This is a genomic window from Lacinutrix sp. (assembly GCF_037625555.1).
Taxonomy (GTDB): Bacteria; Bacteroidota; Bacteroidia; order Flavobacteriales; family Flavobacteriaceae; genus Lacinutrix.
The window spans coordinates 23,501-35,785 of the sequence record NZ_JASJHV010000062.1 but is presented as its reverse complement, the minus strand read 5'-3'; the positions used below and the strand labels follow the sequence as shown (position 1 = coordinate 35,785).

12 protein-coding genes and 1 pseudogene are annotated in these 12,285 nt (G+C 30.4%); 8 read left to right on the top strand and 5 right to left on the bottom strand.

Annotation, left to right across the window (positions count from 1 at the left end; translation table 11 throughout):
• The 3 genes from QNK89_RS05055 to QNK89_RS05045 form a co-directional block, all read left to right on the top strand.
• Positions 1 to 305 (top strand): hypothetical protein (locus QNK89_RS05055; protein ID WP_340169895.1); only part of this gene is annotated, 305 nt, incomplete at its 5' end.
• A gap of 17 nt (positions 306 to 322) precedes the next feature.
• Positions 323 to 664, top strand: coding sequence for a hypothetical protein (locus QNK89_RS05050; protein WP_340169893.1), 342 nt, complete (start codon positions 323 to 325; stop codon positions 662 to 664).
• A 270-nt stretch (positions 665 to 934) separates the two neighbouring features.
• Entirely contained in the window at positions 935 to 1,657 is a 723-nt protein-coding gene (locus QNK89_RS05045) for a DUF6090 family protein (protein ID WP_340169891.1), read from the top strand.
• Positions 1,658 to 2,025: 368 nt separating this feature from the next.
• Here QNK89_RS05045 and QNK89_RS05040 read toward each other — a convergent pair whose 3' ends face one another.
• A complete protein-coding gene (locus QNK89_RS05040; protein ID WP_340169889.1) occupies positions 2,026 to 2,970 on the bottom strand; it encodes an NAD-dependent epimerase/dehydratase family protein in 945 nt (314 codons plus the stop codon).
• A 257-nt stretch (positions 2,971 to 3,227) separates the two neighbouring features.
• Here QNK89_RS05040 and QNK89_RS05035 point away from each other — a divergent pair, with 257 nt between their 5' ends.
• From QNK89_RS05035 to QNK89_RS05025, 3 genes are all read left to right on the top strand, one after another.
• Positions 3,228 to 3,749 (top strand): hypothetical protein, encoded by a 522-nt coding sequence (locus QNK89_RS05035; protein ID WP_340169887.1) that lies wholly within the window; start codon positions 3,228 to 3,230, stop codon positions 3,747 to 3,749.
• On the top strand, positions 3,746 to 4,279 hold the full coding sequence (locus QNK89_RS05030; protein WP_340169885.1) for a nuclear transport factor 2 family protein: 534 nt from the start codon (positions 3,746 to 3,748) through the stop codon (positions 4,277 to 4,279). Before QNK89_RS05035 ends, QNK89_RS05030 begins: the two co-directional genes overlap by 4 nt.
• An 84-nt stretch (positions 4,280 to 4,363) precedes the next feature.
• Positions 4,364 to 7,777: a T9SS type A sorting domain-containing protein gene (locus tag QNK89_RS05025; protein ID WP_340169883.1), complete on the top strand. Its 3,414-nt coding sequence runs from the start codon at positions 4,364 to 4,366 to the stop codon at positions 7,775 to 7,777.
• Between the two features lie 194 nt (positions 7,778 to 7,971).
• On the opposite strand, the gene QNK89_RS05020 is transcribed toward QNK89_RS05025, so the two are convergent.
• The 3 genes and pseudogenes from QNK89_RS05020 to QNK89_RS05010 all read right to left on the bottom strand — a co-directional run bounded on the left by QNK89_RS05020 (position 7,972) and on the right by QNK89_RS05010 (position 9,232).
• Positions 7,972 to 8,319 (bottom strand): hypothetical protein, encoded by a 348-nt coding sequence (locus tag QNK89_RS05020; RefSeq protein WP_340169881.1) that lies wholly within the window; start codon positions 8,317 to 8,319, stop codon positions 7,972 to 7,974.
• A complete protein-coding gene (locus QNK89_RS05015; protein ID WP_340169879.1) occupies positions 8,316 to 8,852 on the bottom strand; it encodes a GNAT family N-acetyltransferase in 537 nt (178 codons plus the stop codon). The genes QNK89_RS05020 and QNK89_RS05015 overlap by 4 nt, the downstream gene beginning before the upstream one ends.
• Positions 8,852 to 9,232: pseudogene (locus QNK89_RS05010) on the bottom strand (DUF6265 family protein). The gene QNK89_RS05015 and the pseudogene QNK89_RS05010 overlap by 1 nt, the downstream one beginning before the upstream one ends.
• A gap of 275 nt (positions 9,233 to 9,507) precedes the next feature.
• Between QNK89_RS05010 and ssb the strand changes: the two are divergent.
• Entirely contained in the window at positions 9,508 to 9,843 is a 336-nt protein-coding gene (gene ssb / locus QNK89_RS05005; RefSeq protein WP_340169877.1) for a single-stranded DNA-binding protein, read from the top strand.
• A gap of 62 nt (positions 9,844 to 9,905) precedes the next feature.
• Here ssb and QNK89_RS05000 read toward each other — a convergent pair whose 3' ends face one another.
• Entirely contained in the window at positions 9,906 to 10,871 is a 966-nt protein-coding gene (locus tag QNK89_RS05000) for an endonuclease (RefSeq protein ID WP_340169875.1), read from the bottom strand.
• 78 nt (positions 10,872 to 10,949) lie between these two features.
• Here QNK89_RS05000 and hflX point away from each other — a divergent pair, with 78 nt between their 5' ends.
• A complete protein-coding gene (gene hflX, locus QNK89_RS04995; RefSeq protein WP_340169873.1) occupies positions 10,950 to 12,179 on the top strand; it encodes a GTPase HflX in 1,230 nt (409 codons plus the stop codon).
• Positions 12,180 to 12,285: the final 106 nt, after the last annotated feature.

Below are 12,285 nucleotides of genomic sequence, written 5' to 3'. Positions count from 1 at the left end.
ATTATATTAGAAATTCACCTGTCATTTTAAAACATTTAAAAACACTTAAGGTTGGTGAGAGTAAGAGGGTAGGTTTTATTCAAAGTGAAGATTGGAGATTATCATATGCTATTAATGGTTTTAAGTTAACAAAGTTTAAAGGTAGAGCGGTGATAGAGCAATATATTAACTTTAACGTAAGTGGTGAGGAATGGACTGAACTTAATCTTTACTTATTTAAAATAAAGATATCGGATGGTATAGTAAATGAGTTTGACACTAAACCCTTTTTACTATATCATGAATTTCCTTTAGAACAAAACTGACATTAAAAATTTCACGAATGAAGAAATTTATAAAAGTATTTTTTTTACTAGCACTTGGATTTATGATTTACAATAATATTGTTAAAAAAGAATATGTTACATACCTATCTTTTGATATACCAGGAAAACAGATGGCGGCAACAATTCCTCCATTTGGAATCTTCATAGAAGAAGAATTTAAAAACGAAGGTGTTGGAAAGGGTTCTATTTTAGCACATGAACGAATTCATTGGGAACAATATCAGAAAATGGGGTTCTTTAAATTCTACTATGAATATATAAGTGAATATATTAAAAACGGTCGTGTTAACGACCATTGGATGGAAGTTGAGGCTAGAATATTAAGTAACCAGTTTTGAATTAGTTTCAAATCCTCCCCAAAATAGTTCGACTTCACTCCTATGGTTTCCAAATATTATTCTTGGAAATAACTTATTATTCTTGAAGATAATTTCTAGCTAATTATACCCTATTGAATCTGAAACGGTATTATATCAAATATTTAACACATTTAATCGCTAATAGTTTTAAATAAATTAAATTTAGACTTTACAAAAAAAAGTTATGTCATTATAATCAGCTAATAACCAATGATAAAATTCTTTAGAAAAATTAGACAAAACTTGCTAATGGAAAACAAAACTGGAGAGTATTTAAAATATGCTGTTGGAGAAATCTTTCTTGTTATAACTGGAATTTTAATTGCACTATCTATTAATAATTGGAATACTAATAAATTAGATAGTATTTCTGAAGCTGACTATTTGAAAAGATTATCAAATGATTTGGTAGCTGATACCTTGACTTATAATTGGACATATAAGCTTATTTTAGAAAAACAAGAAGCGTTAGGAAACGTCATAGCGCATCTAACCAATAATAAAAATGACATTATGGATTCGATTAGCCTTTTATATAACTTAAGACAAGGCATGGATTTTACATTCGCACACCCTAAACCTGTAACAAGCACATTTGAAGAGTTAAAAAATACGGGAATCTTCATAAAAATAGAAAATTCGGAATTGCGATCAATCATAAGCAAGTATTATTTTGAAGTTGAGCATCAGTATAAAAGAATAGAACAAAAAAGAATAAGCCCAAATTACGGTGATGAAATAGATAAGATTATCCCAGATTTGGGATTAAATAATGGTGAAATCAATTATCGGGGTGATTTGGTATCCTACAAAGAGATTGTCGATAATATTAATAACCCAGAATTTAAGAAATTAGTAATTTCTGAATTTAATTTAGCAATTTTCATGCAGCCAATTCAGAAAAAAGGATTGAAGGAATCTAAGATACTTTTAAGTCAAATAAAGGATGAATTAGTAAAATTACAAAACTGATATTGAAAAAACGTAAGCACAACAAGGTATATGAAATCATAGCTCCCTTTCGGTCGCTACGCTTCATATACAAAGACGTTAGCCACAAATTAGTAACCAAGGAATCATCAATCCACTTCCTTCACAATTAAAGGAAATTTACACTCGTTAATTAAGTGTTATTGTTGAAGCAGAATTGGATGTCGTCCAAGGCGAATAGATCGCCTAAAGAAGAAGATGTGCTGCAACTTTGAATAATAGGGGGAGCAAGTTATAAACCACTTACAGCAATGTAAGTGGTTTTTTTGTGGAGTAAAATTTAAATGTAATTTTATAAGAAAATCAGTCTAACTATTTGAAAATAAAATGTAAACGCTGCTTTTAAAAGTCTATTTTGCTTTTAACTTGGTTAGCATTTCGTTGGTAATATCATCTAAATCTAAACTGTGTTTCCAGTTCCATTGCGCTCTTGCTTCACTATCATTTATACTTTTTGGCCAGGAATCTGCAATGTTTTGCCTAAAATCTGGTTTATAAGTAATTTTAAAATCTGAAATATGTTTTTGTATAGATGCTGCAATTTCTTTTGGTGTAAAACTAATACCAGATAAATTGTAAGAGGATCTTATTCTAATAGCATCTGCTTTTGCAGCCATAATATCTACTGTAGCTTTAATAGCATCATCCATAAATAGCATTGGAAGCGCTGTGTTTTTAGACAGGAAACATTCGTATTTTTTGTTTTTTAAAGCTTCATGATAAATTTCAACAGCATAATCTGTAGTACCACCACCTGGTAAAGTTTTCCAACTAATAATTCCTGGATATCTTATGCTCCTTACATCTACATCATATTTTTGATGATAATATTCGCACCAACGCTCTCCAACTTGTTTGGTAATGCCATATACAGTTGTGGGCTCCATTGTTGTGTATTGTGGCGTGTCTTCCTTTGGTGTAGAAGGGCCAAATACTGCAATACTACTTGGCCAGAATATAGAATCAATTATTTTTTGCTTGGCAAGATTTAAGACGTGAAATAGAGAATTCATGTTTAAGTCCCAAGCCTCCATAGGATACTTTTCTCCAGTTGCACTTAATAATGCAGCCATTAAATACACAGTTTTCACATTATTATTTATACAGCAGTCTTTTATGGCATTAAAGTTTTTAGCATCAAGAATTACAAACGGACCAGAATTAACTAAATCTAATTTTCGAGTATTAATATCACTAGCAATAACATTATCAACGCCATGTATTTCTCTAAGTTTATGCGTAAGTTCTGAGCCAATTTGGCCACAAGCGCCAATAATTAAAATTTTTGATGTCATAGTTTTACTATATAAGTGAACCAAAAATAATAAGATTTTATTCAACTATAAGAATATTAAGAATTATTAATAGTTAAATTTAGTAATGAATAGTTTTTTATGATATTACTAAGAACATAAAAGGGTGAATACAATATATTTGTAGTCATCAAGTATATTTTTTTTAATTTCTATTATTATTAAGATAGTATTACTTTTATAAAATAATACTTAAAAGCAAACAAAGTTAGGCAATAAAAGAGCACTAAAACACACACATGAAAAATATAGCAATCCTAATTCTTTTAGTTTTACTTTCTGCATGTAAAAAAGAAGTAACCTCTTCAACAGAGACAAACACAACAGCAAATGATTCTACAGTAATTACTAAAGAAGACATTTCTAAAATTAACTATGTTGAGTATGGTATAGATAATAAAGCTAAAGTAACTCTAGATTCTTGGGAAGCATATAATACTACATCTAGAGCTATTGATGCATTAAAATTAGCAGATTTTACATTTTTTAAAACAGACGATGAGGTTTTTTACACTACACTCAACGACATTGAAACAACTACGCCAGCCAATATTAATAGTGAACCAATTAAAGCAAGAGTTCTAATTTTAAGAACAAAATTATTAAAATTTAGGGAAGTATTTAACTTAAACACGTCTACTAAAGATGAAAAACTATTAACACTTAAAGAGCTTTTTCAATCTTTCTCTTTTGTTACCCTTCAAATTAATAAGAAATTTGAAAAAGAAGCACAAAACATTATAAAACCACAAGAATTATGAGATTAGCTATTGTAATATGCTTGAGTATTTTTTTAATATCATGTAAAACAGAAATTGAAACTAACAGCCAATTCAAACCCATACCAACTAAAGACATTAAAAAAAGTATTAATACCACATTAGATAGTTGGCATAAGGCTGCAGCTGAAGCAAACTTCGATAATTATTTTAATTTAATGACTAAGGATGGTGTTTTTATAGGAACAGACCCAACAGAAAATTGGCAAAATGAAGCGTTTAAGACTTTTTCAAAACCGTATTTTGATAATGGTCAGGCATGGAGTTTTAAAGCGTTAGAGCGAAATATTTACATTTATGAAGATCAAAAAATAGCTTGGTTTGATGAGTTGTTAGACACCCAAATGAAGCTTTGTAGAGGCTCAGGAGTTTTGAAATTTGAAAACAACCAATGGAAAGTTGCACATTACGTATTATCCATAGCAATCCCAAATGATAATGTTTCAGAAGTGGTAAAAATCAAAACAGATTTTGATAATATTTACATGAATAAGCTTTTAAAAGAAGATTAAAAGCCCGTTTTCAACGATAAAAAGTGTTAAAATTTCAAATTAAACATTTTAATTGACTATTTTAATTAACCAAAAAAAATAGCGATGAAAAATTTACTTTTCTTACTAGCTTTATTCTTTTTTACTTTTTCTCAAGCGCAATACAACAAAAATGCGCCTTGGATGAAAAATATAAACGTAGAAGTAAGAGCAAAAACAAATAATCCTGTAAAGTTTAACGAAGTAGTTAATGCCTTTAATACTTACTGGGAAACAAGAGATCCTAATGTAAAAGGAAGTGGTTATAAGCCATTTAAACGTTGGGAAAACTATTGGAAAAAATTTGTAAATGCAGAAGGAACATTACCAACTTCTCAAGATCTTTGGGAAACTTATTTAAGTACTAAAAACAGTGCTAATTTTAAAAATTTTAAAACAGATGAAAGCGATTGGGTTCCTATAGGACCTTTTACACATACAAATACTGGTTCATGGTCTTCTGGGCATGGACGTGTAAATGTAATTGTAAAAGACGAAGCAATTGCAGGAACTTATTATGCTGGAGCACCAGCAGGAGGGTTTTGGAAATCTACAGATAGTGGTGCAAATTGGGAAACATATACAGATAATTTACCACAAATTGGTGTGTCTGGTATTGCTGTAGATTATAATAATCCAGGAACAATTTATATAGCAACAGGAGACGATGATGCTGGAGATTCTGTTAGTATAGGAGTTATGAAATCTACAGATGGTGGTTTAAACTGGAACACTACAGGTTTAAATGCAGGTAATACTCCAGATAGTATGAATGATATTTATATTAACCCAAGTAATTCTAACATTGTTTGGGTTGCAACAAACGATGGTGTCTTTAAATCTACAAATGCAGGAACAACCTGGAGTAATAATAACAATACTCAAGGTCAAAATATTAGGGATATTAAAATCAATCCTCAAGACGAAAACACTATTTATGCAGTATCTTCAAATCGTTTTTTTAAATCTACAAATGCAGGAGACACTTTTATAATAAATAATACAACAGCTGCTGGATTACCATTGGCTAATAATTCAAGGATGGTAATAGATGTTACGCCAGCAAATCCTAATGTAGTTTATATTTTAGCGGCAGATAATGCTAATGGTTTTAAAGGCGTTTATAAATCTAGTGATTTAGGTAACACATTTTCAACAGTGGCAACTCCTGGAACAGTGGGAGATATTTTCGAGTCTACACAAAGTTGGTACGATATGGCATTCGCAGTTTCAGACACAAATGAAAACGAAATATATACAGGTGTTTTAAATGTTTGGAAAGGTATTATAGAAAACAATGGTCAAGCAACATTTACTAAAATAAATAATTGGAGCGCACCTTTTAGTTCAACATACACACACGCAGACATTCATTTTATTAGATTTTTTGATGGAGAATTATTAGTAGGTACAGATGGAGGTTTTTACAAATCGGACAATGCCGCAGTAAGTTTTACAGACCTAACATCTGGTATGCAAATAGGCCAGTTTTATCGTATTGCTATTTCAAAACAAACATCCAATAAAATGGTTGGTGGTTTACAAGATAATGGAGGTCATGCTTTCAATAACAATACATGGCAAAATTATTATGGAGCAGACGGTATGGATACAGCTATAGATCCTGCAAATTCAAATATTTATTATGGGTTTATACAAAGAGGTGGAAATTTATATGTTTCTAATACCTCAGGAGGTGGAATAAGTAGCACAGTTGGTAGTCCAGAAAATGGTAACTGGATTACACCTTTATTTATGAATAGCGACAGTGAATTATATGCAGGATATAATTCGGTTTACAAACTAGAAAATGGTGCTTGGTCACAAATCTCTCAAAATTTTGGAATAAGAGTAGACGTGCTAGAAATTGACGATTTAAATCCAGATAATATGTATGTAGGACTTAATGGTTCTTTAAGAAAAAGTACTGATAGAGGTCTTAATTTTACTCAAATAGAATCTTTTTCTGGAAACATTACCTCTATAGAAGTTAATACTTCAGATAGTAATATTGTTTACGTTACAACTTCTGGAACTAACGGACAAGTTTTAAAGTCTATTGATGGTGGATTAAATTTTAATGCTATTTCTTCAGGATTACCAAATGTTACTAAAAACATTATTAAACATCAAAACCTTCATTCTAAAAACCCATTGTTTTTAGGAACAAGTTTAGGTGTTTACCGTTATGATGATGATACTTTAACTTGGGAATTATATAACACGGGCTTACCAAATGTAGATGTTACAGATATTGAAATTAATATATTTGATAATAAAATTACCGCATCTACTTATGGAAGAGGCGTATGGCAATCTTTAATTCCAACAGAATTAGCACCAACAGATATTAAATTAGTCACGCTTTCTGGAATAAGCACAGCAATAGAATGTAATGCTAATATTGCACCTCAGGTAGAAATTATTAATAATGGAATAAGTGTAATAACCTCTGTAGATATTACTTACACTTTAGATGGTATTGATAATGTTTTTAATTGGTTAGGAAATTTAAATTCTGAAGCATCAACAACTGTAACATTACCACAAATTGCTTTAGCAAAAGGAACACATACTTTTAAAGCCTCTGTTAATACAAGTAACGATGCTTACAGTATTAATAATAATTCTGAAGAAAAAATAATTCTTGCCAATGCTTCTACAGCTGTACAGGTAGTAAATACTTTCGAAACGGTAAGTGAAGAATTATTGGTAGTAGACGATGGAGCAACAACACAATATTGGCAAAGAGGTGTGCCTACAGGAAATGTATTAAACGACACAGCAAACCAGGTATATGCAACTAACTTAGCAGGACAATATACAAACAATACAAAAAGTTATTTAGTAAGCGAATGTTACGATTTAACATCACTTTCAAGTCCAGTAATTCAATTTGATATGGCATTTCAATTAGAAACAGATTGGGATATTGCATATATGGAATACTCAACAGATCAAGGTTTAAATTGGTCGGTTTTAGGTACAGCTTCAGATCCAAATTGGTATAACAGCAGTACTTTGCCTGGGAATGATTGTTTTAATTGCCCAGGAGCACAATGGACAGGACAAAGTGTAAATCTATCTAATTATAGTTACGATTTAATTGCGTTCACTAACGAAGCTAATATAATGTTTAGATTTGTTTTTCATTCAGATCAATCTGTAACTCGAGAAGGTGTTATTGTAGATAATTTAGTAGTTACACAAAATCCATTAAGTATAGAAGAGTTTAATACAAATGGTTTTGTAGTCTATCCAAATCCATCAAATGGGCTCTTTAACATTCAAACCAAAACACCAGAAGTCTTTAGTTTTGATGTATATGATATTACTGGAAAACTAGTCCTTCAACAAAAAAATATAAAGGCAAGTAATAACCAATATCAAGTAGATATTAGCAGTTATGCTTCGGGAGTTTACTTTTTAAATATTTATAATCAAAACAGTAAAGTCACAAAAAAGTTAATGCTTAAATAAGCAAAACAACATAACAATTAAAAGCACATTCAGTTCACGTTCTGTAGAAAATAACGTTTTTTTTTGTAGAAAGATCAGTTATTTTTGTTGGTAATAACGCTTGAAAGCTTACATAAACTGATACTATAATAATTAATAAAGCGATGCTTTTTTTTAACATTTTAATGTGGTCTTAATTTAAAATAATAATCTATTTATTTTCGTTTTACTAAAGCATAAAAATCGCCTTCTAAAGGTAAGTAGCCTTGGTCGTATACAAAATAATAAACAGTGCCTACTTTTGTAGTATAGGTACTTGTAAAATAATTAAAATCGAAGCCTTTAGCTTCTAATTTTGTTTTAGTAGTTTTTGTTTTTTGGTCTGGATTTAAACTTTCTAGAATGCGCCAATTTTTGCGTAAACGATTATTAATATTTCTAATTAAATTTTTCCCGTCTTTGTTTACTTTATTATTATGTGCATTTCTACAACCATCGCTACAGAACTTCTTATCTATTCTGCCAACAATTTTATCTCCACATTCTGGACAAGATTTATTCATAAGTTTAGATTTTTAATGTTGTACCATCTTAAATTCATTTGTTCTGCTTCAAAAAAGAAATCGTTTTTATAGTGTAAGCCTATTTTTAATAATGCTTTATGGGAAGCTTGATTACTTATTTTTGTGGTAGTATATAATTCAGGAAGTTTCATAACATTAAATGCATATTCTAAAGCTGCTTTACCAGATTCTGTAGCATAACCTTTTCCCCAAAAACGTTCTATTAATCGATATCCAATATCGTAATACTTGGTAAATCCATTCATGTAGTATTCTGTGTTTAAACGCATTCCAGACCAACCAATAAATGCTCCTATTGCTTTTTCAATTACAGCAAACCTACCTACTCCACGTTCTGTGTATTGTTGTAAAACGCTTTCAATAATTTTTTGTGCTTCGGCTTTAGTTTTAATAGGTTTATTACCTAAGTATTTGTGAACATTTATGTTAGAATCTAATTCAAACATACCGTTTAAGTCTTCAATCCTTATTTCTCTTAGTAAGAGCCTTTCGGTTTCTATATTAAATGTCATTACTTTTTTTTGTAATTAAATTTCATTTCTTTGGTTTTACCTTTTTCGTCTATAACGACATAAATATTAATTTCGTTATCGCTTATTTTTTCGAACGTAAAATCATCAAAATAGACACGATTTTCTTCAATTTTAACCAATTTAGCATCTATTGTTTCGTCTTTTTCTTCCCAACCCTTTAAGTCGTTTCTATAATGTTTTAATTGAAAAATCAAGGTGTCATCAATTTGTCTAATGCCACCAAGCTAGTAAAAAACAACTTTGCCTTCGCTTACTAATTTAAAAGAGAACATCATGGAATCTCCTAAAGGCGGACTCCATATTTCTTCGGTAATTCCACCAAAAGCTTCACTCATCCAATGGCCTTGAATCCATGACACTTGTTTTAAATTCGCTTTTGGAGAGTTTCCGTTTTCTGGAAACTTAAGTGTGTTTTGTTGTGCAATACAATTACTAAAAAGTACCAGAGCTATTATTAATAGTTTTTTTTCATTTTAAAATATTTTTACGAAAGATACAATTTATTCGTTTACAAACGACTACAAATGTTTACAATCGACATTAAATGCGTAAATACCGTTTAATATTTTGATTCTATTACATCTTTGCAGTGTTGAATTGAACTAATGAGATTCAATATAAAAAAACTTATCTTATGAATACGTTAAGAAACAAAGTACAGTTAATTGGAAATTTAGGACAAGATCCAGAAATTATTAATTTAGAATCGGGAAACACCGTAGCAAAGTTTTCTATAGCTACAAATGAAAGTTATAAAAATGCATACGGAGAAAAAGTTACAGATACACAATGGCATAAAATTGTTGCTTTTGGTAAAACGGCACAAATAATAGAGAAGTATGTAACAAAAGGAAAAGAAATTGCAGTAGAAGGAAAATTAACTACACGCTCTTGGGACGATAAAGATGGCATAAAGTGTTACACCACAGAAGTTGTTTGTAACGAGTTATTAATGTTAGGAGCAAAATAATTTAAATAGTATGCTTATAACAAAATAGACTCAATAATGTGAGTCTATTTTGTTATAAGTATTTATTTTTTGGAGACTATTATATACACAGGAAAATGATCGCTATAACCACCTTTATAATGTTTTCCAACATAAGTTCTATATGGACTGCCTTTGTATTTGCCTTCTGATTCTTTTAAATATTCTTCATCAAAAATATTAGCCTTTACATAGCGAAGCGTCTTTTTTTTACGTTCAAAAAAATTATATGTTACTAAAAACTGGTCGAATAAGTTCCATTTTTGATTATAACTTGTTGTGCCACGATCGTTAGATATAAGTGTTCGCATTGGGTTAAAAAGACCATGACTTAGTTCTAAAGCTTTAAGGCTATTACTATTTGGGTCATCATTAAAATCGCCCATTACAATAACTTTAGCCACAGGATTTTTTTCTTTTAAAAAGCTTATAATCTCTGTTACTTTTTGTGATGCTTTAAGGCGTTTATGTGCTGTTTCTAAATCACCAGTGCGTCTTGATGGCCAATGGTTTACTATTACGTGCAACTCTATACCTTCAAACAAACCACTAACTAAAAGTATGTCTCTTGTATGGTCTATATCTCCATCTTCATCTTTTAAATGCACAGTAAAAGTTTTGGAAAAAGCTACTTTAAAAACTGTAGCATCATATAATAATGCAACGTCAATTCCACGCTCATCTAGAGAGTTATAATGCACAAAACTGTAGTTATGCTCTTCTAAATGTTTAGAGCTTATTAAATCTTTTAAAACGGCGTCGTTTTCTATTTCTGCTAAACCTACAATTGCTGGATGTTTTTTTACTTCTTTTAAGCCAATATTCGAGATAACATAACCAATTTTACGAAGTTTATTTTTATAACCTTTTACAGACCATCGTTTTTCAGAAGTAGGTAATATGTCATAATCTCGTGTTATCTCATCATCAAAAACATCAAAAAGGTTTTCAATATTATAAAAAGCTATAGTGTGCCGTTTTTCTTTAGGTTTAAAGAAGTTTAGTCTCAAATTTTAAGTTTTAATTCTGCTAAAAATAGCAAATATTATCTGCTTTCAATTGATTAACTTTGTCCTTTAAAACAATTTATGCTAGAAAAGAAAGATATAGACTTAGAAAGCGCAGTATTAATAGGCGTAATTACTAAAAATCAAGACGAAATAAAATCTAAGGAGTACTTAGATGAGTTAGCCTTTTTAACTTACACTGCAGGAGGAGAGGTGAAAAAACGATTCTCTCAAAAAATAGACATGCCTAATCCTAAAACCTTTATTGGTACTGGAAAAATGGAAGAAGTACGCCAATATATTCAAGATAATAAAATTGGTACAGCTATTTTCGACGATGAGCTTTCTGCTGCTCAAGAACGTAATATTAGTAAAATTTTAGAATGTAAAGTATTAGATAGAACCAACCTTATTCTCGATATTTTTGCACAACGTGCACAAACAAGTTATGCAAGAACACAAGTAGAATTAGCACAGTGCGAATACCTATTACCTCGATTAAAAGGTATGTGGACTCACCTTGAGCGCCAAAAAGGTGGTATTGGTATGCGTGGACCAGGTGAAACAGAAATAGAAACAGATAGACGTATTGTAAGAGATCGTATCTCACTCCTAAAAGATAAAATTAAAGTAATAGACAAGCAAATGTCTGTACAAAGAGGAAATCGAGGTAAAATGGTGCGAGTTGCATTAGTAGGTTATACCAACGTAGGGAAATCTACTTTAATGAATACAGTTAGTAAAAGTAAAGTGTTTGCCGAAAACAAACTTTTTGCAACACTAGATACCACAGTAAGAAAAGTTGTAATACAAAACCTTCCTTTTTTACTAAGCGATACTGTTGGTTTTATTAGAAAATTACCAACACAATTAGTAGATAGTTTTAAAAGTACTTTAGATGAGGTTCGTGAAGCAGATTTATTACTACATGTGGTAGATATTTCTCATCCTAATTTCGAAGATCATATTGCCTCTGTAGAAAAAGTTTTAGGTGAAATAGAAAGTGGAGATAAGCCAACAATTATGGTTTTTAATAAAATTGATGCTTACAAAGCAAAACCTTTTGATGACACCGATTTAATTGCAGAGCGTACCGAAGAACATTACAGTCTTCAAGAATGGAAAAAAACTTGGATGAATAGAGTAGGAGAAGATAATGCACTATTTATTTCTGCATTAAATAAAGAAAATTTAGAAGACTTTAAAAAACGTGTTTATAATGAAGTAAGAGAAATCCACGTTACTCGTTTTCCGTATAATCATTTTCTATATCCAGATTACGATTATGCAAATATGGGAGAAGAGGAATAATAAATTACTTTAAAAGTGTCTTGCTAAGAGTTTTTTAGCGACATAGCAATCTCTTAAATTAAAACAATTATTTTTTGGGCATTTTGCTTTTGGCAGAAAAACCAAA

Excerpts from the sequence above, each read along its gene's own strand:
- QNK89_RS05050 (WP_340169893.1), top strand. The coding sequence starts at position 323 with ATGAAGAAATTTATAAAAGTATTTTTTTTACTAGCACTTGGATTTATG.
- QNK89_RS05045 (WP_340169891.1), top strand. The coding sequence starts at position 935 with ATGGAAAACAAAACTGGAGAGTATTTAAAATATGCTGTTGGAGAAATC.
- QNK89_RS05040 (WP_340169889.1), bottom strand. The coding sequence starts at position 2,970 with ATGACATCAAAAATTTTAATTATTGGCGCTTGTGGCCAAATTGGCTCA.
- QNK89_RS05035 (WP_340169887.1), top strand. The coding sequence starts at position 3,228 with ATGAAAAATATAGCAATCCTAATTCTTTTAGTTTTACTTTCTGCATGT.
- QNK89_RS05030 (WP_340169885.1), top strand. The coding sequence starts at position 3,746 with ATGAGATTAGCTATTGTAATATGCTTGAGTATTTTTTTAATATCATGT.
- QNK89_RS05025 (WP_340169883.1), top strand. The coding sequence starts at position 4,364 with ATGAAAAATTTACTTTTCTTACTAGCTTTATTCTTTTTTACTTTTTCT.
- QNK89_RS05020 (WP_340169881.1), bottom strand. The coding sequence starts at position 8,319 with ATGAATAAATCTTGTCCAGAATGTGGAGATAAAATTGTTGGCAGAATA.
- QNK89_RS05015 (WP_340169879.1), bottom strand. The coding sequence starts at position 8,852 with ATGACATTTAATATAGAAACCGAAAGGCTCTTACTAAGAGAAATAAGG.
- ssb (WP_340169877.1), top strand. The coding sequence starts at position 9,508 with ATGAATACGTTAAGAAACAAAGTACAGTTAATTGGAAATTTAGGACAA.
- hflX (WP_340169873.1), top strand. The coding sequence starts at position 10,950 with ATGCTAGAAAAGAAAGATATAGACTTAGAAAGCGCAGTATTAATAGGC.